This window comes from Aeromonas sp. Y289-2, assembly GCF_027705925.1.
In the GTDB taxonomy this organism is placed as follows: Bacteria; Pseudomonadota; Gammaproteobacteria; order Enterobacterales; family Aeromonadaceae; genus Aeromonas; species Aeromonas veronii.
On record NZ_JAPDCH010000005.1, the window covers coordinates 214,985 to 236,165 of the forward strand.

General features: G+C 57.6%; 22 protein-coding genes. 12 read left to right on the top strand and 10 right to left on the bottom strand.

The features are described 5' to 3' along the window. Positions 1 to 55: 55 nt before the first annotated feature. The 5 genes from OKC43_RS10300 to OKC43_RS10320 all read right to left on the bottom strand — a co-directional run bounded on the left by OKC43_RS10300 (position 56) and on the right by OKC43_RS10320 (position 4,611). A complete protein-coding gene (locus tag OKC43_RS10300) occupies positions 56 to 1,027 on the bottom strand; it encodes a MalM family protein (protein ID WP_236271870.1) in 972 nt (323 codons plus the stop codon). 91 nt (positions 1,028 to 1,118) lie between these two features. Next, positions 1,119 to 2,432: a maltoporin gene (locus OKC43_RS10305; RefSeq protein ID WP_005349751.1), complete on the bottom strand. Its 1,314-nt coding sequence runs from the start codon at positions 2,430 to 2,432 to the stop codon at positions 1,119 to 1,121. Between the two features lie 542 nt (positions 2,433 to 2,974). Next, entirely contained in the window at positions 2,975 to 3,415 is a 441-nt protein-coding gene (locus tag OKC43_RS10310; RefSeq protein ID WP_270659117.1) for a flavodoxin, read from the bottom strand. Between the two features lie 90 nt (positions 3,416 to 3,505). Beyond that, positions 3,506 to 4,279: a tRNA pseudouridine(65) synthase TruC gene (gene truC, locus OKC43_RS10315; RefSeq protein WP_139428998.1), complete on the bottom strand. Its 774-nt coding sequence runs from the start codon at positions 4,277 to 4,279 to the stop codon at positions 3,506 to 3,508. Next, on the bottom strand, positions 4,276 to 4,611 hold the full coding sequence (locus OKC43_RS10320; protein WP_005338596.1) for a YqcC family protein: 336 nt from the start codon (positions 4,609 to 4,611) through the stop codon (positions 4,276 to 4,278). The genes truC and OKC43_RS10320 overlap by 4 nt, the downstream gene beginning before the upstream one ends. A gap of 276 nt (positions 4,612 to 4,887) precedes the next feature. On the opposite strand from OKC43_RS10320, the gene OKC43_RS10325 reads away from it, so the two are divergent. From OKC43_RS10325 to OKC43_RS10345, 5 genes are all read left to right on the top strand, one after another. Then, on the top strand, positions 4,888 to 5,928 hold the full coding sequence (locus OKC43_RS10325) for a DUF3549 family protein (RefSeq protein WP_270659119.1): 1,041 nt from the start codon (positions 4,888 to 4,890) through the stop codon (positions 5,926 to 5,928). Positions 5,929 to 6,039: 111 nt separating this feature from the next. Continuing rightward, positions 6,040 to 6,339, top strand: a complete 300-nt coding sequence (locus OKC43_RS10330; RefSeq protein WP_021229223.1) for a DUF3301 domain-containing protein — start codon at positions 6,040 to 6,042, stop codon at positions 6,337 to 6,339. A gap of 74 nt (positions 6,340 to 6,413) precedes the next feature. Continuing rightward, complete coding sequence (locus OKC43_RS10335; RefSeq protein ID WP_005338602.1) at positions 6,414 to 6,650, top strand: DUF2789 family protein; 237 nt, start codon at positions 6,414 to 6,416, stop codon at positions 6,648 to 6,650. Between the two features lie 84 nt (positions 6,651 to 6,734). Continuing rightward, positions 6,735 to 7,031 carry a hypothetical protein gene (locus OKC43_RS10340; RefSeq protein ID WP_021229224.1) on the top strand — a complete coding sequence of 99 codons (297 nt, stop codon included), beginning with the start codon at positions 6,735 to 6,737 and terminating at the stop codon, positions 7,029 to 7,031. Positions 7,032 to 7,034: 3 nt separating this feature from the next. Then, positions 7,035 to 7,820 carry a Zn-ribbon-containing protein gene (locus OKC43_RS10345; RefSeq protein ID WP_064341765.1) on the top strand — a complete coding sequence of 262 codons (786 nt, stop codon included), beginning with the start codon at positions 7,035 to 7,037 and terminating at the stop codon, positions 7,818 to 7,820. A gap of 92 nt (positions 7,821 to 7,912) precedes the next feature. Here the strand turns inward: OKC43_RS10345 and syd are convergent, their stop codons facing one another. Beyond that, entirely contained in the window at positions 7,913 to 8,461 is a 549-nt protein-coding gene (gene syd, locus OKC43_RS10350) for a SecY-interacting protein (RefSeq protein WP_270659125.1), read from the bottom strand. A 204-nt stretch (positions 8,462 to 8,665) separates the two neighbouring features. Here syd and queF point away from each other — a divergent pair, with 204 nt between their 5' ends. The 7 genes from queF to OKC43_RS10385 all read left to right on the top strand — a co-directional run bounded on the left by queF (position 8,666) and on the right by OKC43_RS10385 (position 17,890). Next, complete coding sequence (queF, locus tag OKC43_RS10355; RefSeq protein WP_252656019.1) at positions 8,666 to 9,514, top strand: NADPH-dependent 7-cyano-7-deazaguanine reductase QueF; 849 nt, start codon at positions 8,666 to 8,668, stop codon at positions 9,512 to 9,514. A 210-nt stretch (positions 9,515 to 9,724) separates the two neighbouring features. Then, positions 9,725 to 12,007 carry a tetratricopeptide repeat protein gene (locus tag OKC43_RS10360; RefSeq protein WP_157161254.1) on the top strand — a complete coding sequence of 761 codons (2,283 nt, stop codon included), beginning with the start codon at positions 9,725 to 9,727 and terminating at the stop codon, positions 12,005 to 12,007. Positions 12,008 to 12,090: 83 nt separating this feature from the next. Beyond that, positions 12,091 to 13,707, top strand: coding sequence for a GGDEF domain-containing protein (locus OKC43_RS10365; protein ID WP_088869971.1), 1,617 nt, complete (start codon positions 12,091 to 12,093; stop codon positions 13,705 to 13,707). 148 nt (positions 13,708 to 13,855) lie between these two features. Next, positions 13,856 to 15,211, top strand: a complete 1,356-nt coding sequence (gene ppnN, locus OKC43_RS10370; RefSeq protein WP_005338611.1) for a nucleotide 5'-monophosphate nucleosidase PpnN — start codon at positions 13,856 to 13,858, stop codon at positions 15,209 to 15,211. Positions 15,212 to 15,346: 135 nt separating this feature from the next. Continuing rightward, entirely contained in the window at positions 15,347 to 16,147 is an 801-nt protein-coding gene (gene xni / locus OKC43_RS10375) for a flap endonuclease Xni (protein WP_236271864.1), read from the top strand. A 159-nt stretch (positions 16,148 to 16,306) separates the two neighbouring features. After that, the gene (locus tag OKC43_RS10380) at positions 16,307 to 17,314 is read left to right on the top strand and encodes an isocitrate dehydrogenase (RefSeq protein WP_005349723.1); all 1,008 of its coding nucleotides are present in this window, start codon (positions 16,307 to 16,309) and stop codon (positions 17,312 to 17,314) included. Between the two features lie 117 nt (positions 17,315 to 17,431). Next, on the top strand, positions 17,432 to 17,890 hold the full coding sequence (locus OKC43_RS10385; RefSeq protein WP_005358627.1) for a hypothetical protein: 459 nt from the start codon (positions 17,432 to 17,434) through the stop codon (positions 17,888 to 17,890). A gap of 80 nt (positions 17,891 to 17,970) precedes the next feature. Here the strand turns inward: OKC43_RS10385 and rlmM are convergent, their stop codons facing one another. Genes rlmM through OKC43_RS10405 form a run of 4 tightly spaced genes read right to left on the bottom strand, consistent with a single transcriptional unit; the run spans position 17,971 to position 21,038 of the window. Beyond that, complete coding sequence (gene rlmM / locus OKC43_RS10390; protein ID WP_179903290.1) at positions 17,971 to 19,065, bottom strand: 23S rRNA (cytidine(2498)-2'-O)-methyltransferase RlmM; 1,095 nt, start codon at positions 19,063 to 19,065, stop codon at positions 17,971 to 17,973. Next, entirely contained in the window at positions 19,058 to 19,444 is a 387-nt protein-coding gene (locus OKC43_RS10395) for a DUF423 domain-containing protein (protein ID WP_179903289.1), read from the bottom strand. Before OKC43_RS10395 ends, rlmM begins: the two co-directional genes overlap by 8 nt. Positions 19,445 to 19,495: 51 nt before the next feature. After that, complete coding sequence (locus OKC43_RS10400) at positions 19,496 to 20,125, bottom strand: alpha/beta family hydrolase (protein WP_236271863.1); 630 nt, start codon at positions 20,123 to 20,125, stop codon at positions 19,496 to 19,498. Then, entirely contained in the window at positions 20,118 to 21,038 is a 921-nt protein-coding gene (locus OKC43_RS10405; RefSeq protein WP_005338622.1) for a transcriptional regulator GcvA, read from the bottom strand. Before OKC43_RS10405 ends, OKC43_RS10400 begins: the two co-directional genes overlap by 8 nt. Positions 21,039 to 21,181 lie beyond the last annotated feature (143 nt).

Consider the following 21,181-nt stretch of genomic DNA (forward strand, 5'->3'; position numbering starts at 1 on the left):
CTCCAACAAGGGAGGCCTCAATAAATATATCTGACCAACAAACGGTCGTATTACTCTATTTTTGCGAGCGCTTGACCGCATCAATAAACACGCTTTTTGCCTTGGTTGAACCGGCCCGCTCGGCCTCGTTCACCAGCTTCATCGCCTTGTCGATATCCCCCGCCTTGACCGCTTTTTCGATCTGGCTCTGGTAGAAGGTTTCAGTTTCACTCAGCATGGCAGGAGCAGGTTTGGCTGCGACCGCAGCTGTTGCAGTTGTGGTAACGGCTGCGGTAGTCGCTATCGCTGCAACCTGCTGACCCTGGCTCATAGCCACCTTGTCGGCATATTCGGGTTTGAATACCGCTTCAAGACCACTTCCACGGGCCATATCTTTGACTTTGATCTGCACCAAACCCCACGGGGAGTGCGGGATCACCGGATCCTTGATATCAGGCTCAACGGTACCATTAGCGCGAGCAAATGCTTTTGATGGATGCAGGATTGTTGTGCTGCCTGAGAGCTTATCCGCGGGCGCATAAACGATCATGTATGTTTCGCTGGCCGGGTTGCCAGGCATGCTGCGGTCAACAAAAACACGTCCTTCGATACGGTCGTTATCGAGCAAGTGAGCAGGCTGATAGCTGAATACTGACTCACCCAGGACCCGAGTCACCTTGAACTCGGCATCCAGCATAATAACCTTGGGCACCATCACGGTTTTACTCACCTGTGATGCCAGGCTGATCGCCAGATTGCCGGTATTGGTCGGCAGGCGATATGCCGCAAAGTAACTCATCCCCTCATCAAACTGAAAAGTGGTTTGCTTGCCATCAATGGCCAGCAAGGTCTCACCTTCAGGCAAGGGGGCATAACTGAAATCTTTAAACGCCACACAGCAGCTTGAGGCTTTGGCCAACGCTTGCTTGGCTTGATCTGCATCGCTCAAGATCGAGCCATGTTCTTGCAGAGGAACAACCATGTTTCCGGCACAACCGGTTAATAGCGCAGTGATTACGGCTGCAATAGACATCTTTACCCGTTTCATTTTTCTTATCTCCATAATCCGGTGGCCGTGATCCGGCGAAACAAAACTGCCCCCATAAGGGGGCAGTCACTAACTTAACTTAAACTTTTGCTTACCACCAAGCTTCTGCTTGAACACCAAATTGGTAGGTGTCTTTGGAGGTATTGCCTTCGAAGACTTTCTTGTCTTCGTCGTTAGCCAGATAGGAGGCGAACACACGGATTTCCGGACGGGCCCAGAAGCTGGAACCGGCAGACCAGGCTTGTGCCAGGGTCAGCTTGTAGCCAGCATCTTTGTCTTCGCTACCATTGGTAGACTTGTTGTTGTCCTTGAAGTAGCCGCCTTCAAAGATGGTCTTGTTGAAGTCATCCCACTTGTACATCGGGCGGATAACAGCGGACATGGTTTCGTACTTGTCGTTGCCATCCCACATTTCGTTGCCTACACCGTAGACCAACTGATGACCCATCTCCCAGGAGTTGCCCATCGGAACAACGCCCCAGTTGATGATACGGAAACCATCGGCACCGTCTTTGGCTTCAGCACCGTACCAGGAACCATCGCCATAGAAAGCCATAGTCTTGGAGTAACCTTCGGTACCGTATTGCAGCACGGTTTTGTTGAAACCACCGAGGATGCCTGCGGTCAGTTCAGCAGTCAGCATGACGCCATCTTGCGGATCTTTCTTCAGTGCTTTCTGATCATTGGTTTCATTGACCAGAGCGTAATCCACGCCCAGTTCCAGAGAGGCATCGGTCCACAGCGGGATGCCGGCATAACGCAGATCCAGAGTATTGACGTTCAGATCTTCGTTCTTCACGTAGTTTGGAGCTGCACTGGTACCGGTATTGGTGTACTCGCCGAACACGTCTTTTGCGCTACGGTCGTTACGTACCCATGCGAAAGAGACTTTACCCGGACCAGCCTGGATGCCTTCGATACCAGCACCAGCACCGGAGATGTTCCAGTAGTAGAAGTCGGAGATGTGGATGTCATGGCGTTGATAGTAACGCTTACCAGCCCACAGGGTTGCTTCAGGAGCAAAGTTCAGCAAGCCTTTGGCTTGTACGTTGAACTGACGCAGAGCGAAGTCAGAATCACCATTGCACTGTTTGGCATCGAAGTTACAAACAGTACCGGTACCTTCCCAGTCGTTTGAACCGTTGGAAGCCATGGCAAACATGGAATCAACATAGAAAGTCTTGCCATCTTTGTTGAATACTTCCTGACCCAGTTGCACTTCACCGTAGGTATCATTTTCGTTACCCAGACGGCCAACTTTATTGACGTTGTATTTAACCATGTCGCCGTCGCCGGAAACACCAACGCCGGAACGGAAGTAACCGTGGAAATCTACGGCAAAGGCGGCTTGGGAAGCCAGGGCGGCAGTAACAGCTGCTGCAATCGGGAGCCACTTCATTTTCATTGTCATATTCCTTATTTCCCGCAGTGAGGAGTGTGATCCTGAATATTCAACTTCTTATCACCATGTAATCCTGTTGGTGATAACCGAGGTTGATTATAGGGAGCGTATTTCACGACAAATATGAAGCGACTCACAAAATGGCGACAAATCGCTCGGCAAACGATCGCCACAACACCAGTCAGCAAAAAACCGACCAGCGAAGCAATAGTCAACCAATAAAATCAAAAAACAAGCAATTACGACAAACCTGAAAGCGTTACCAGCAATTAATTCGCGACTGAACCAAAGTCATTATTTTACGATCGAATGACAAAAACATGACTGAGATCGCTTTCAAGATTGAACTTTTATTTGAATGACGGGTCTGCGGTGCACTTGAAACCATTACGCCGATGGAATGCCAAAAGGGGAAAATATCCCTCCGCCACTATCGACAATAAGCGTGGGAAATATGCTTGCTGAGTGAGATGACATTTGTGCAAATAACAATCCCCTGCCGGTTAAGGATCAGGGGATTGATATGGCTCTATTTCAGAGAATATTCAGGGCTGAATATCCCACTTTTTCAGCCAGCTGAGTGCCACCTGTTCGGGTTCATCGTGCATGGTGGCATCCAGCTCCAGCGGGGGCATCACTCGCGTGGCCCCCAGCTCTTGCAGCAACCCGTCCAGCCGACGGCCCGCGCCACAAAAATGGTCATAGCTGCTGTCCCCCATGGCAATCAGGGCATAACGCAATCCCTTGAGCCAAGGTGCCTTGTCGGCCAGATCGCTGGCAAAAGGCTGCAGATTGGGAGGAATGTCCCCCTGCCCTGTGGTGGCACTGACCAGCAATAAAAAACGGCCGGGGTCGATGTCCACCAGCCGTGCTTCTTCGTGCAGAGAACAGTGATGCCCATTGCGTTCCAGCTCATCTGCCAAGGTCTCGGCCACCAGCATGGCTGCGCCATAGACAGTTCCTACCACGATATCGATCTGCGCCATTCTCCTCTCCCTGCTTGAGTCACTCTTTTGAGCAACTCTATCAGCAAGCTGGCGTCAGATGCCACCGGTTCAAGGCTGAGGATCAGGCGCTTAGTAGTCGCTCTCGCTGGCGGGCCAGCCCAGCTCGGCAAACAGGCGCAGCACATCCTGACCGAGTGGCGCCTGGATCCGCATCGGCACCTTGAGCACCGGATGGGTAAAGCTCAGGGTGCGGGCCACCAGCAGCAGCCGTTCGCAGCCAAAGTGCTCGCGAAAGAAACGGTTGTGACGCCCATCCCCGTGGGTGGTATCCCCGACGATGGGGTGGAACAGGTGATCCATATGGCGACGAAGCTGATGCTTGCGGCCGGTCTTCGGGAACAATCTGACCAGACTGTAACGACTGGTGGGGTGCTTCTTGGAGACCGCGTGGGGCAGCTCGACCTGATGCAGGCGACGGAAGGTAGTGACGGCATCCTGCGCCGGACGATCCGGGTTGCTCATGGCATCGGCAATCTTGTCCAGCTGCTCCTTGAGGGGATAATCGATCACCCCCTGCTCGGGCGCCCAGCCGCGCACCAGTGCCAGATACTCCTTGTGTACCTGACGTTGGGTGAAGGCTTCGGTCAGCGCGCGGGCAATCACCGGGTCGAGCGCAAACAGCAGCACGCCGGAGGTGGGACGGTCGAGACGATGCACCGGATAGACATGGCGACCACCGATGAGATCCCGGGTCATCTGCATGGCAAAACGGGTCTCGCCCTTGTCGAGCCAGCTGCGATGCACCAGCAGACCGGACGGCTTGTTGACCGCCACCAGCCACTCATCCTGATAGAGCAAAGTCAGCTTCAGGTCACTCTCTTCTCGGGTTTGCGTTGGCATCATTGTTCGATCACTTTGCCGGAAAGCAGCAGATCGAAGCGGGCGATCAGCCGCAGCAGCGCTTCTGCCTCGGCCAGATCCTCTTTGTAGACTTCGCTGGCCATGGGATAAAGGGAGACGCTGGTGGGCAGCGGCGCCTGCAACATCACCAACTGCTCCATGCGCGGGATCAGCACGAACTGCAGCCACTGATCAAAGCTCAGGGTATCGACACAAAAAGGCAGGGTACTTGCCAGGGCTTCGTCACCGGGATGGTCAGCTTGCCAGCGCTCAAGGCGCTGCAACTCGGCGGTGAGTTCCCCCAACAGGCCAGCTACCAGCAAATATTGATTCATCTCGCTCTCTTCCTCATAACCACAGATTGATCCGCCGACCCGACAGGGTCAGCCAGGATGCCGATACATTCGGTCGCGCAGCACCGGCGATTCAGCCGGCTCGTCGACATACACGGCAGCCAGCGCGGCCTGCCGACTTTAAAAAAGGGCGATACTATACACCTCCCCCCGCATGGCTGCCATGTTGATATCTGCCGCAACGCGCGTCTGCTGCCACTGGCTATCCTCGGCAAGGGCCTTATAATCGGCCCGCATCACCATTAGCCGGATCTCACCATGTCTGTGACGCCTACTGCCATCAATACCTTGACCGAATTTCTGACTCAGGCTGGCACCCAGTTCCAGCTGTTTGACATGGGCCGCCAGGTGCGGCCACTGGCAAGCGATACCTTTGTGCGTATCGAACAGCAGCAGGAGCCCTATCCCTGGCCGCTGCAACAGCACGCCTGGCTGGGTGTGCACTTCTTCCAGCCGAGCGAGTCTCGCCACTACCTCTGGTTCCTCAAGTTCGCCCTCGATGAGCGCGGCCTGCTGATGTCAAATGGTCCCAAGCTGTTCATGGATCAGGTGGTGGAGACCCTGGGCTACAAGCTCACCGGCGATCTGGATGAAGAGAAAGCCCAGCGCTTGGCCGACAATCCCTACACCTTCCGCCCGGCGGAGGCTAAAATGGCCAGTCTGCATGCCAAGCTGGCGCGACAACTGGAGCAGGCCCCTTCTGCCTATTACGATGCCCTCTGCCACTATCTGGCCGCCCCCAACGACACCGGTTGGCAGACGCTGGGGCTGCAGGGCTTTGCCGACCTTGCGGAGCGGCTGCATGATGAGCGCAATCTGGCGCTGATCTGCAAGGCGCTGCCCAAACTGCCGCAAGAGCCGCTCTATGCCCTCTGCCAGAGCCTTGAAAACGCCCCGCTGCCGCCAGCAGTACAAGGCGCCCTGCTTGAGCGGATCGGCAAGGAGCAGGAGTGCGCCGCCCCCAACCCGGAGACCCTGGCCTACCTCTGCCGCGCCATGGCCTCCTGCCCCGGCAGCACGCTGCGCACCAACAAGCTGCTGACCCTGCTGCAAACCCAGCCAAGCCCGGCGCTGCTGCTCGCCATTGCAGGCCGGCTCTGGGCCGATCTGAAAGATGCCAATCTGCTCAGTCACTATCTGGAACAACTGGCGCTACAACCGACCCAGTTCTTCAATCAGGTTTTTGCCGAGTTGGTCACTTTACCGGCCCTGCGCAATGATATGCTGGCCAGACTGCGAGACCCCGAGCGCAGCGATGCGCTGGGCAAGGCCATCGGCCGTCTGTTTGCCTCGGCCTGATCCCTCGTCTCCCCCTAACGCCACGAGGCAACACGGCGGGAAATTGAAAAGGAGATCGGGAGTGCCGAGCAGGGCTCCCGGTTATCGACATCACGATAAGGAAGCCCGCCTATGGGAGAGATGCTCGGAATTTTGTTGCTGATTGCCGTAGCCGGCCTGTTCTGGCTGCAACGCCAACAGGCAGAAGTGGCCTGGCAATACATGCGCCGCTACTGCCAGCACCATGATCTGCAACTGCTGTCACTGGCTCGCCATCGGCGGGAGCTGGCCCGCAATCCCCTGCGGCTGCTGACCCACTATCAGTTTGAATTCTCCAGCGATGGCGAGAGCCACTATCAGGGCACCCTCAAGATGCAGGGGCTGCAAGTCGTGGGCGTTGATCTGCCCCCCCATCGCATCCCCTCTGCCTGATCTCCAATCTCGTCTCTGCGCCCGATGGCTGTGCCTGTCTATAATCTCAGGGATTAAACAAAGGGAGAGACGAGATGGAACCCCTTGTCCACGATCTGCCAGCCCTGTTTGCCCAGCTCGGGATGGCCAACGACGAGCTGAGCCTGCACCGCTTTGTGCACGACCATCACCTCGACAATGAGACCCTGCTGCCGGAGGCTGGTTTCTGGAACGCCGCCCAGGCCAGCTTTCTGCGCGATGCCCTGTGGAACGACTCCGACTGGTGCGAGGCGATCGACCAGCTCGATGTAATGTTGCGCCAGCCCCGCTAAGCCGCCCGCCCCTTTCCTCCCCTGCTGGCTTTGGTTAAGATCCCGCCCCGATATCGATCCCTCCTTCTCACCCAGAGCATGCTTATGTCCGCCCACGAGATCATCCGAATTGCCAACGAGCTGGCCGCCAAGGGCCTGACGCCCACCACCGCCATGATCAAGGCCCGCCTCACCCAGCCCGTGCCGATGGCCGAGCTGCTGAAAGTGCTGAGCCAGTGGAAGCAGCAGCCAGTTGCGACAGCCGAGAGCGAGCTCCTGCAAGAGGCAGCCCCCCAGCCTGCACCGGAGCTCACCCTGCAGCAACTCGCCGAACAGCTCGCACGCATCGAACAGAAGGTGGATCGCCTGACCGACCTGCTCCTCCAGCAGGGGCAAGGCTGAACCATGTATATCGTCGAACTCTGCTTTGAGTGTTACCGCGATACCTCCCTTGGCGACGCCGAGCGGGCCATCGTCAACTACCTCGACATGCTGCGTTATCAGGGCCAGATCCTCGGGCGGGAGTTCCCCACCAGCATGCACGACGGCTATTTCGTCAGTCGGGTGGTCTGCCCGGAGCAGGATAGCCTGCACCCCGACAACCAGAGCGAGCAGGTCAAACTGGCCGAGCAGCAGCTCAATCAGGCGGGGTTGCTGGCGCCCAAACTCCAGCTGCAGGGGGCGGATCTGCTCTCCGACAGCACAGATCCTTGCGGCCAGCAGGGCGAGCGGCCGAGCTGGATGATGCTCTACACCAGCTTTTTGCATACCTGCTCGCCGCTGCGCTGTGGCGACCACTTCGCCCCGATTCCGCTCTACCAACTGCCCGCGGTCGCCAACGGCGATCAGAAACAGATCATCAAGTGGCAGGAGGATTGGGAGGCGTGCGATCAGTTGCAGATGAACGGCTCCATCGCCGAACATGCGGCGCTGCACGAAATCGGCGAAGTGGGCAGCCGCCTCTACCGGCGCGGCAGCGATCTGGCCAAACGGCTGGAAGTGCTGAGCGGCATCCCCACCTACTACTACCTCTACCGGGTGGGCGGGCTGAGCGCGGCCGAGGAGAAGGCGCGCCCCTGCCCCAGCTGTGGCGGTGAGTGGGCGCTGGCAGAGCCGCTGCACGAGATCTTCGACTTCAAGTGCGACAGCTGCCGTCTGGTCTCCAACCTCTCCTGGGATTTCAAGGATTAAGCGCGTTCCCTGTACGCGATGCCATAAAAAAGAGCCTTGCCGCATGGCAAGGCTCTTTTCGTTCCGATGAGTAACCTTGGCTCGAAGCGGCGCTATTGCGGCAACGTCTCCAGCCGTTCCAAAAACGCTGGCAAGGAGGGCGCCAACGGCAGACGGCGGCCAGAGTCGAGCCACTCCAGCCACACCTGACCACTCTCGTTATCCAGCGAGATGAGCGTCATCTCGTTGCGGGTGGTGGCAATAAAGATGGAGGGGGTTCGTTTTAGCTTGCGCAGCATCAGCAGATGACCGATGAGGTTCTCCTTGAGTAGGTCGAGATCCGCCTCGTTCCACGGCAAGATCAGTTCAAGGCGCAGCCCCTTGAAGAGGCAGGGCACAGGGCGGCTGAACCAGTGGCCAAACAGGGCAATGGCGCTGGGATGAATTGTCAGCTCGAGGGCATCGGCCATGGCCGTAAAATCGGCGGGCTCGGAGCGATGGTGAGGACGCCAAGCCACCCGACCATCGGCGGGCTCACCAAGCTGGCAGGGGGAACGCCAGTCCGCCTCCCACTCGCACAGGGGCAGGCCTCGTCTGGCCTCGCCATCCCGTTGCCAGCGGGCAAAAAAGTGCTCCAGGGCAGACAAAACTTGATCCGACATCGAAAATCCCCACAATTGCTGGCAAAGTCCGCTATTGCACCACCAAACCCGGTAACAGACAAGGTTGCCAGCCGACCTTGCGACCCGGGAAACAGAACCCGGGATACAGAGAGGCCGACGCCCAAGCCAAACGGCTGCAACCATCCGGCCCTGCAATGGCCCGTTTCATTCCACTCATCATGAGCACATTACGTGAGCAACCCTGTGAGCAAACAAGATAGATACGCCGGGGCCAGCGCCCTGACCGGCCTGAGCCTGGGCCAGCAATCCGATTACATCAGCCAGTACACCCCCTCCCTGCTGCAGCCGGTTCCACGTAGCCTGAACCGGGATGATCTCCAGCTGGGCGATGATCTGCCCTTTAGCGGTTGCGATGTCTGGACCCTCTATGAGCTCTCCTGGCTCAATGCCAAGGGCAAGCCGATGGTGGCGGTGGGTGAAGTGGCCATTCCGGCCACCAGTGCGAACCTGATCGAATCCAAATCCTTCAAGCTCTACCTCAACTCCTTCAACCAGACCCGTTGCGACTCTATCGAGGCAGTCGCCGCCATGCTGACCAAGGATCTGAGCGCCTGTGCGGGGGAGACCGTCAAGGTGACCCTGTTCCCACTCGACAAGGCGCCGCACCAGATTGCCCTGCTGCCCGGCGAGTGCATTGATGAGCAGGATATCGAGGTAGACAATTACGAGTTTGATGCGTCCCTGCTGCAAGGGGCGGCAGGCAGCGAGCTGGTCGAGGAGACCCTGCACAGCCACCTGCTCAAATCCAACTGTCTGGTGACCAGCCAGCCGGACTGGGGCTCCGTGGTGATCCGCTACAAGGGGCCGAAACTCGATCGGGAGAAGCTGCTGCGTTATCTCATCTCGTTTCGCCAGCACAACGAGTTCCACGAGCAGTGCATCGAGCGGATCTTTATCGACCTCAAACACTATTGCCAGCCTGAGCAGTTGACCGTCTATGCACGCTATACCCGTCGCGGTGGCCTCGATATCAACCCGTTCCGCTCCGATTTCGAAGCTGTGCCCGCCAACCTGCGTCTGATCCGCCAATAAAGTCGAGTTGCGACAGAGAGGGCAGTCGCACTGCCCTCCATGACTGGCAAAAAGGTTTCAATCGATGCTTTACGCAGCTGTGATAAGGGGGCTGGATAATAAAATCCAGACGAAACCCACTTGCCGGCCACCAGCAAACCACAGTAAACGCTGGACTCGCAGGGGGGGGCTTGGATAACATGCCAACACCTCTGCGCCGTCCTTAATCCAATGAATCAACTGTTTTTTCTGGCCATGATGATGTCCTCCCTGTCAGCTCCGAATCTGGATCTGGACAAGGAGCAACTCTCTATCGATCTGCAACAAGCGCAATCGATGGTACTGACCGATCCTGCCAGATGCGTCCAGATCACCACCGCCTTCCTGACGCGCGCAGCCAATAATCCCCAGCAAATCATCAGCAATCGCCAGGAGTTCGGTTATCGCGAACCCATCCTGAGTTACAGCACGGCGGCCCAGACCATAGGCGCCCATCTGCTCAAAGGGGAGTGTCTGCTGCAACTGGGTCAATATCAGGCCACCCAGCAAGCGCTCGACAAGGCGATGGCGCTGGCAGACAAAGAGCGGCAACCGGAACTCAAGGCCCACGGTCTCTATCTCAAGATCCGCAGTCAGGCCCTCAAACCGGATAACCAGAGCACCAGCCGCGCCCTGATGGATCAACTGGACGAACAGCTGGCCGTCCCCACGCTCAAGCAGAGCCAGTTGCAGATCTATGGCCGCCTGCAACGCACCAGCTACGACATCGAGAACCAGCACTTCGATGATGCCAAGGCCCACTTGGCAGATGCGCGGATCTGGGCCGCCAAGACCCCCAATCCTCTCGCCAGTGCCTGGGTCAGCGCCATCAGCGGCGACCTTTATCGCGCGCTGCAGCAGCCACAGCTGGCACTGGGGGAATATATCGATGCCCAGCAACAGGCCAAAAGCCTCAACGACCCGCTCTTTCTCGGCCTGCTGTCGAACCAGATAGTCAAACTTTACCAGCAGGAGCAGGAGCCCCAGAAAGCGCTGCAGTATGCCAATGAGGCGGCCAACTACTTCCACTCCATCGGCAACCCCTCCCTGCTGTGCGACTCCCTGATGGTGCTGGCGCGACTCAACCGCGAGCAGGGCGACCTCAATATGGCGCTGGTCTACTTCTTTAATGCGCTGGATCTGCTCGATGAAGGGAGCAACCGACCGCAAGCCTCCCTGCTCAAATACGAAATCGGCAAAACCTACCTGCAAAGCGGCAACCTCTCGCTGGCCAGCAACTACCTCAATGCGGCCCGTCAGTCCCATGAGCTGAGCGATGCCAAAGAGCCGCTGATCGATACCCTGTTGCTGCTCGGCGAGCTCTATCTGAAGAAGCAGGAGGCCGCCATCGCCATCCTGCAGTTGGAGAACGCCCGCGCGCTGGCCAATCAGCTCGGCGATACTCGCCGTCAGTACGAGGTATTCCGCCTGTTATCGCTGGCCTATGAGCAGAAGGGGTATCTGCGTCAGGCTCTCGACAGCTACAAGCGCTTCCACCGTCTTGGCGAGGAGGTGCGCCAGCAGGAGCAGGCCATGGAGCAGGCGGCGATCCGCGACAACTATGTCCAGGTCGAGCGGGTACAACATATCAAGGAGCTGGAGCAGCGGCTTAACAACAGCCAGCATCAGCAGGAGCGCTATCTCTGGTCGAGTATCACCACCAGCCTGCTGCTGGCGCTCTTTATCTACCTCTTCTTCACCCTCTGGCTCAAGCTGCGTACTGCCCGCCTGCAACTGAAACGGACCAATGAGGCCCTGCTGATCGAGCCACGCTCGGGGCTGGCCAACTGGCAGCGGCTAATGAACCGCTGGCCGCGGGAGATGGCAAAGCGCCAGCTGAAATCGGATCGCTGGTACCTCAGCGAACAGCCCTCCAGCGAGTTCGATGACAAGCTGCACTATCTGCTGTTCCGGGTGCCTTTCCTGGTCAATACGCTGGAGCGCCACGGCTATCAGGCCAGCAGAGAAATCGAGCAGGCCTTCGGTGCCTATATGGACACCCTGACCCCGCAAGATGGCCGTATCTATGACTTGCGTGAAGGACACATGCTCTATGTGGTGCCACAGCGCCACGTCACCAACCTGCATCAACTGGCGGGAGACCTGCTGACGGCCATCGCCGCCTTCCCTTGCAGCTATCCGCTGGATCGCCAGATCAGCCTCGGGATTGTCAGTCACCCCTTCCTGCCCAAGGCGGCGACCGCGCTCGATCACAATGGCCTGTTTGACCTCTGCTATCTCGCCCTGTCGGGAGCCATTCAGCTCAGTGAAAAATGCCAGCAAAACGCCTGGTTGGAGCTGGCTGCGATCGATTGCCAACAAGCGGCATTTTTTAATGGAGATGTGTGGCAATGCGGCCTGATGGCAATTGACAAGGGACTGGTAAAAGTCAATTCTTCTCATGAAAAGCAATGGGTTAATTGGCCCAGCCTTGCAAGGAAGCCGGCAGCCGATAACCACCAGGAAATAATGTAGATAACAGGCGAGGATCGAAACCAGGTTCGACCACTGTTGCTATCCAACACCAAAAACAATAATGACAACAGGGCGACCTGATAATGAATGACATCGCTGCCGTAGCAGGACAATTGGCAAGACTCAGGGAATCCCTTCAGCAGAAACAGCTGGAACTCGACGGCGTGCTGTCGTTTTCCGATGCAGAGCGTGCTCGCGGCATCCAGTTTATCAACAAGTTGATGCTCTCCTGCCGTGGCTTCGACCGCGAGCTGGACAATCGCTTCGCCAAGCTCAAGCAGAAACTGGATAACAACCCCGCATTTACCGCGCTAGACGAGGATCTGCTGGCCATTGAAAAACTGCTGCAGCAGCACAGCAATGCGCTGGAAGAGTCGATCACCCTGACCCAGACCGCCATCGAACTTGGTTCCAAACAGCTGAAAAACATCAAGGGCTTCCCGGAAGAGACCCGCAAGTCCCTCAAGGAATTTCTGGCAAGTCCCGCCGGTTACAGCATTGCCGATCATCAGAAAAAGGTGATCAAGCTGCTGGAGTTTTACCAGCAGGCGATCAAGATCCAGCTGCTGCCAAGCCAGCCCCTGTTGGCACCGTCAGGTGCAACTCAACAAGAAAGCGATACTGCCAGCAACGATGGCCAACCCGATGTCGACCCGTTTGATCTCAAGGATCACGCCCGCATCGCCGATGAGCTGCAGCGGCTTATCACCGAACTCGACTTTGCCGGCGCCATCGGCGAGAGCCTGAGCGACATTCGCCGCCAACTGCTGATCGGGATCAACCCTGCCCTGCTGGCGGAAACCTGCCTGCAGGTGATCGAGCTCATCATCGAAGGCACCCGTGAGGAGCGTAAAGCCTCTCGCGCCTTCCTCAGCTCCCTCAACGAGAGCCTGTCCGCGGTACATGTCGGGTTTACCGAATCCCTCGATGAGGGGCGTGCGCTGCAAAACGAAACCCGAGAGACCCGCGAGGCGCTGGTCAACGAGTTGCAGGCGATCGATCACTCCCTGGCCAGCCATAACTCCATCGATGCGCTCAAGCGCGCCATCTCCGGCCATATGGGCGCCATCAACCTGCTGCTGCAAGAGCGTGACAGCACAGCGGCGCGGGAGCGTCACCTGCTCACCCGCCTCTCCACCATGGAGTCCAAGCTGCGCTTGATGAAGGAGGAGACCGCCGAGTACAAGAAGCGGCTGACCATTCAAAAACACAAGCTGTTCCTCGACAGCCTGACCCAGGTACACAACCGGGCCGCCCTCGATGAACGGCTGGAGCAGGAGTACAAACGTTGGCTTCGTTACCGCACTCCGCTCTGCATGGCGATCATCGACATCGATCACTTCAAGAATATCAATGACAACTACGGCCATATGGCGGGTGACAAGGCACTGAAAGTGGTCGCCAAAGCGCTGCAGAGTGCACTGCGTGACACCGACTTCATCGCCCGTTTTGGTGGGGAAGAGTTCGTGGTGTTGCTGCCCAACATCAACCCGGACAAATTCCAGAAGCCGCTGGAGACCCTGCGCCAGACCATCAAGAGCATCCCGTTCCGTTTTCGCGATGCCAAGGTGGAGATCACCATCTCCATCGGTGCAACCCTGTTCAAGGATGGGGACAACCCGTCAGATGTGTTCGAGCGGGCGGACAAGGCGCTCTACCACTCCAAGCACACCGGTCGGGATCAAGTGACACTGGCCTGACAAACGGTCAAAAAAACAGCGAACAGTCGTCGCCCTATTTCCCTCCACCCTCTGTTACCACTACTATCGATCTCAGGGGATGCAACATAGCGTCCCCTTTTCTCCCCAGGGAAAAACACAACGATAACAAGTGAGTAAAGGGGAACCTATGATTACGCACATCAATCCCGTTGGCAGCATGGATTTGCTGTCACAGCTTGAGGTGGATCGCCTCAAGCAGACTGCCTCCAGCGATATCTATCAACTGTTTCGCAACTGCTCGCTGGCAGTGCTCAATTCCGGTAGCCATACCGACAGCTCCAAGGAGATCCTGGAGCGCTTCAAATCGTTCGATATTCATGTGATCCGGCGCGAGCGCGGGGTCAAGCTGGAACTGTTCAATGCCCCCGAGCACGCCTTTGTCGATGGCGAGATCATTCGCGGCATTCAGGAGCACCTCTTCTCGGTGCTGCGCGACATTCTCTATGTCTCCAATCAGCTCGAGTCCAACCGCCAGGTCAATCTGACCAACTCCACTCATATCTCCAACGTGGTGTTCGCCATTCTGCGCAACGCCAAGGTGATCCTGCCCGGCGCCGATCCCAACCTGATCGTCTGCTGGGGTGGCCACTCCATCAACGAGATCGAATACCAGTACACCCGCGCCGTGGGCAGCGAACTGGGCTTGCGTGAGCTGAACATCTGTACCGGCTGTGGCCCTGGCGCCATGGAGGGCCCGATGAAGGGGGCCGCCGTCGGCCATGCCAAACAGCGGGTACGCAACGGGCGCTACATCGGCCTGACCGAGCCCTCCATTATCGCGGCCGAACCGCCCAACCCCATCGTCAACGAGCTGGTGATCCTGCCGGATATCGAGAAACGGCTGGAAGCCTTCGTGCGTCTGGGTCACGGCATCATTATCTTCCCGGGCGGAGTCGGCACCGCCGAAGAGCTGCTCTATCTGCTCGGCATCATGATGCATCCGGCCAACGAGCGGCAGCCGATGCCCATCATCCTGACCGGCCCGAAAGAGAGTGCCGACTACTTCCGTGCCATCGACGACTTCATCAAGGCGACCCTCGGTGAACCGGCGACCAAGCTCTACCGGATCATTGTCGGCGATGCACCGGAAGTGGCCCGGGTGATGAAAGAGGCGATGCCGAAAATCCGCGAATACCGCAAATCGGTCGGCGATGCCTACTCTTTCAACTGGTCCCTCAAGATTGAGCCGGAGTTCCAGCTCCCCTTCGAGCCGGATCACGCCAGCATGGCCAGTCTGGATCTGCACCGCAACCAGCCGCCCCAGTTGCTGGCCGCCAACCTGCGTCGAGCCTTCTCCGGTATCGTCGCCGGCAACGTCAAGGAAGGGGGCATTCGCGCCATCGAGAAGAAGGGCCCCTTCAAGTTGCACGGCGACAAGGAGCTGATGCACCTGATGGACAAGCTGCTGGAGAGCTTCGTCAAGCAGCAGCGGATGAAGCTGCCGGGCAGTCAGTATGTGCCTTGCTACGAAATCGTCCGCTAGGATACAGATACATCATCGACAGAGGGGCGCATCGGCGCCCCTCTTTATTTGCGCTATGCCTTCCCAACCGCCATCAATCCCCCATAAGGCGAGCGGTTTGTTACAATGGGGCGTCCCGACAGCCAAGAGTGCCCCATGTCAACTATCCGGCCACACCTGCTCATCATCGATGCCCTCAACCTCATTCGCCGTCTGCACGCGGTACAGGCCCAGCAGGCACTGACCCCTGCCCAGGCGCTGGTTGCCACCCGCGCCAACCTTATCAATACCTGCCGCAAGCTGCTGGCCAATAGCGAGCCGACCCATGTCATTGCCGTGTTTGATGGCGAGGTGCATAGCTGGCGCAAGGAGGTCTATCCGGCCTACAAGGAAGGGCGAACTCCCATGCCCCCCGAACTGCGTGAAGGGCTGGCGACCCTGCAGGATGCCTTTTGGGAGTGCGGGGTCGATGCCCTGCTCTCCGAGACCGATGAAGCAGATGACCTTATCGCCACTCTCGCCTGCGGCATCGCCAGCCATGGCCATCAGGCGACCATCATCTCCACCGACAAGGGCTTCTGCCAACTGATCTGCCAGCAGATCCGGGTGCGCGACTACTTCAACAAGCGCTGGCTGGATGCCGCCTTCGTCCAGCAGCAATATGGGGTAGCACCTAATCAGCTGGTCGACTTCTGGGCCCTGACCGGTATCAGCGGTTCCAATATCAAGGGGGTTCCGGGGATCGGCCCCAAGACCGCCACCCAGCTGTTGCAGCAATATGGCAATCTGGCATCCATGCTCGAAGCCTGCCAGCAAGAGGACGCCGCCACGCCACTGCTCAAGCTGCGCCAGCATCAGGATGAGGCCCTGCTGGCCCAACGGCTGGTGCACTTGCAGCGGGATATTCCGCTGGGATTCAACCTGCGGGACATCCGCTACCCGCCCCAGCCAGACTAAAGTGCCGAACAAAAATGCAGGCAAGGGCGTGAACCATGACGAGACTCACCCTCGCTGTTGATAAAAGTGAGTAGAATGTAAAGGAATGTGGTTGGTTTGCTGAGTAAATGCTATAAAGCAGCCCCATCCTCCCCTATACCCTGGAAGTGGAACCCTCTCATGTCCAAAAGAAAAATTACCGTGATCCCCGGCGACGGCATCGGCCCCAGCATTATTGAATCAGCCATCCAGATCCTGACCCATGCGGGCTGTGATTTTGAGTACGAATACGCTGATGCAGGTCTGGTTGCCCTCGAGAAGCATGGCGAGCTGCTGCCCCAGGCTACCCTGGATCTGATTGAGAAGAACAAGGTGAGCCTGAAAGGGCCATTGACCACACCGGTCGGCGGCGGTTTTACCTCCATCAACGTCTCCCTGCGCAAGAAGTTCAACCTCTACGCCAACGTGCGCCCGGTCATCTCCTTCAAGGGCACCAGAAGCCGTTACGACAACATCGACATCATCACGGTGCGTGAAAACACCGAAGGGATGTACTCGGGTGCAGGTCAGAAGCGCAGTGATGACAACAAGAGTGCCGAGGCGATGAGCATCATCACCCGCGAAGGGGCCGAGCGCATCGTCAAGTTTGCCTTCGAGCTGGCTCGTCAGGAAGGGCGCAAGAAGGTCACCATCATCCACAAGGCGAACATCCTCAAGTCAACCTCCGGCCTGTTCCTCGAAGTAGCACGTGAAATCGCCAGCCACTACCCGGATATCCAGAGCGAAGAGATGATCGTCGATGCCGCCTGCATGAATCTGGTGATGTACCCGGAGCGTTTCGATGTCATGGTCACCACCAACCTGTTCGGCGACATCCTCTCGGATCTTTGCGCCGGTCTGGTTGGCGGCCTTGGCATGGCGCCCGGCGCCAACATCGGCGATGGCGCGGCCATCTTCGAAGCGGTCCACGGCTCTGCGCCTGACATTGCAGGCAAGAACATTGCCAACCCGACCTCGGTGATCCTCGCCTCCATCCAGATGTTGGAGTACCTCGGCATGCAGGATAAAGCAGAGCGGATCCGCGAGGCAGTACGAGCCACCATCGAATCCGGTGATCGGGTCACCCGCGATCTGGGTGGAACGGCTTCCACCAGCGAATTCACCCAGGCCATCATCGATCGCCTGTGAGTTAATTCATTGATTTTAAAAGGGAGCTTCGGCTCCCTTTTTTATGTTTCCGAATCCTTTGCCACTCCCCAAACAGCAACTATGTTCAATAGAGAAAAAGAACAGGGAGTGTTTTTCATGAAGGGATACGGGTGCTATCTGGTGTCGGGTCTGCTGCTGGTGTGTGGTACTGCCAGTGCTTTCGAGCAGGATCAACAGACCCAAACCGCCAAACTGCCACAGCAGGAAAAACGGACTGCCACCGAGGTATGGCGCTCGAGCCTGAATACCAACGACCTGCTCAAGGCACCCAAACCCCTGTCGTTTGGTATTGAAGTCTCCACCGACAACTTTGGTAATCAAAAGATCACCTCCTACCCGCAGCTTAATCTGACCCCGGAAAAAAGCGTCAGTCTGTCGGTTGAACGCTTCAGACCCAAGGTCAAGTTCAAGGCTGGCGGAATGAACACCGCCCTCAGGCTGAGAGGAGACGGGATAAAGATGCAATTCAATCCGGTCGACAAAACCATCCCGCTGCAGATAGAGATCAAGGTGACCGACGACGAATCCTCCCTGCGCCTCGATTACCGTTTCTGATTTTTTGCCTCCCGAATAGCAAAAGGCCGACAGGTTTCCCTGTCGGCCTTGGTATTTATCGTACGGGCAGAACTGCTACATCACGCCTTGGGCTCGAGTTTGGAGACCCAGTACTTGTTGTAAACATGCACGGTGATCTCTTCCCGATCGTGATAGAGCTGCTTGGCCTGGATCACGAACGCGTTGTCGATCTCCTTGAGCATCTCGCGCAATACCTCGATATTGTGTACCGATTCAACATAACGCTTCTTCATCGGCAGCTTGAGATTGAACATCGCCTCCTGGCAGTCACCCTCACGGAACCAGTCCGCAATCATGTGAACGACCCGCGCCGGTTTATCGACCATGTCGCACACCAGCCAGTAGGTGTTCTTCTTGCTCGGACGCCAGACGAAACCGTCATCCCGGATATGCTTGACCTGACCGGTATCCATCAGGGATTGGGCCATCATGCCGTTGTCGACCGCCGTCACCATCATGCCACGGCGCACCAGCTGATAGGTCCAGCCACCCGGGCAGGCGCCCAGATCCACCGCCTTCATGCCTGAACAGAGACGCACATCCCACTCTTCCCGCGGCACGAACACGTAAAACGCCTCCTCCAGCTTGAGGCTGGAGCGGCTCGGTGCATCGGCCGGGAAGCGCAGGCGCGGGATCCCCATGTGGAATCCGGAGTTGTTGAACGAGTAGGAGTAACCCAGCAAGACATGATCATTGGCCATGAAGAAGGCGTGGAACACCGGACGGTTCGGCGTCTCCTTCTTGGTCAGGATCTCGTTGCTGCGCAGCGCCTGACGCAGCGGCACGGTGAACTTGCGGCAGAAGGCTGACAGCTCTTTCGCTTCGTTGGTATCCGCGGTTTCGACCCGCAGATCGCCGCAAATGGTGTAGTCACTCACCGCCTCAAGGATCGGGGAGATCCTGTCCGCGACATCCAGATCCTTCAGCTCATGGGTGACCACCAGCATCTGGCGGATGAAGATGAGCTCCCGGAACGGCAGCTTGCGAGCCAGCAGGTCCGCCTGCTCCTCGTCATACAGTTCGAAGATCACATAACCGCTGTCGTCCTTGACCCGGGCGAAACCGTAGCACTGCATGTTACCGGCACGCTCAGTGATCTCTGCAGCCGCCTCTTTCTCAAAACCGGGGCGGCAATAAAGCAGCAGATTATTCATTTTTTCCTCCAAGACGACAGCCAGCCCAGATCAGGGCCGCCCATCCCAACATAAAACAGAGGCCACCGGCCGGAGTAATCAACCCCAGCCCCTTGCTGCCAAGCAGCACCATGGCGTAAATACTGCCGGAGAATCCGATAATCCCCAGCACAAAAGCGGTGCCAGCCAGGTGGATCACCCTGCTGCGCACACCACACCAGCCCAGAACCAGCAGGGCCAATGCGTGAAAAAACTGATATTGCACGGCGGTATTGAATGCCGCCAGACGCTCGGGCGTAATGCCGGTCGCCGCCAATCCATGGGCGCCATAAGCCCCCAGCATGGTGGCCGTCAACCCGAAGAAACCGGCCAGTATCAGCCAATGTCGATGGATCTGCATCCTCACTCTCCCTTTCTCATCGAGGCTGGCAATAAAGCCAACCCTCTCGTGCTATCCATGCCGGGCCACAAAATGGCTGATGGCCGCCGCTGCATGCTGCATATTATCCTGCTCACTCACGCCACTGGCTTTACGCGGTTTGAAACCATGATCACCATCGGTCAACCAATGGACCGATACGGCGGGTGAGAAGGGGAAATCGACCAGTTCGGCGCGACTACCTAAGGTATCGCGCTCCCCCTGCAACAGCAGAGTTGGCACAGCAATATGCTTGAGTACCTCGCCTCGCCAGCTGTCGGGCTTGGCCGGAGGGTGGAAAGGATACCCGAGAATGAGCAATCCTGCAGCATTCATCTCACCCTCGCCTTCGCTATACAGTTCCGCCACCGTCCGCCCGCCCATCGACTTGCCTGCCAGAAACAGCCGTGGATGGGCAAACTCGCGGATCATGTCGCGCCAATGGGCTAGCAGCACAGGTGCTCTGTCCGGCGGGCGGCGCTTGCCATCCTGTGCACGCCTTGTCATGTAGGGAAAGTTGAAACGCACCACTTCGATGTCGGGGCCAGCCAGCAGGCGTGACAACTCGGCAAGAAAAACATGATCCATCCCCGCACCTGCCCCGTGGGCCAGCAAAATGCGAACGGGGGCATCAATTGCCCCCTCGCGGATCACATCAGGCATCGGCGAGCCTTGCCCTGCGACGCGCCTCTTCCTGCTCCACCAGCTCCAGCATCCAGTCACGGAAGGCCACGATCTTGCCCTGATCCGACTGTTGTTCCTGGCACACCAGATAGAAAGCATTTTTGCTCACCAGCACCTGCTCGAACGGGCAGATAAGGCGGCCGGCCTCAATCTCGGGTTGTGCCAGCACGCTGTGGCCAAGCGCCACCCCCTGGCCGTGGATCGCCGCCTGGATCACCATGGTGGAGTGGCTAAAGATGGGCCCCTGATTGACGTTGGGTGCATCGATATCGAGCTGGCGGAACCAAGCCTTCCAGTCGCGACGGGAGGTATCGTGCAGCAGGGTATGAAGAGTCAAGTCTTGCGGCGTACGCAGCGGTTTGGGCCCGGTCAGCAGCAAGGGGGAGCAGACCGGGATCAGGTATTCGGTATGCAGCTTGTCCGAGCGCAGACCCGGCCAGTTTCCGCGCCCGTAGTAGATGGCGACATCCACATCGTCGGTGAGCGACCCTTCGTCAAGGTCGACCGCCTTGATCCGTACATCGATATCAGGATGACGCTCGCTGAATTTGACCAACCGCGGCACCAACCACTGGATGGCGAAACTCGGCTGCAAACTGACAGTCAATGCCCCCTTGGCACTGCGGGCCAGCAGCTTGTCGGTCGCCTCTGAGATGGAGGCAAAGATGTCCTTGATATCCAGGAAATAACCCTGCCCCTCTTCGGTCAGCAACAAGGAGCGATTTTTGCGACGGAACAGCTTGATGCCAAGATACTCCTCCAGCGCCTTGATCTGGTGACTGATGGCAGCCTGAGTCACAAACAACTCTTCTGCTGCGCGGGTAAAGCTTAAGTGACGAGCCGCAGCTTCAAACGCCTTGAGGGCATTGAGCGGGGGTAAACGACGAGACATGACACCAGCCGACGATGAGTTTTTCTAATGGGGCGCATTATAATTTGTCGGTTGCGGGTCGACCAGTGAATAAACATAATTCGCCCAGCAATCAGTCGTCATATGGCTCACATTTTCTACTACGTGTTGGTTTACATGTGTTT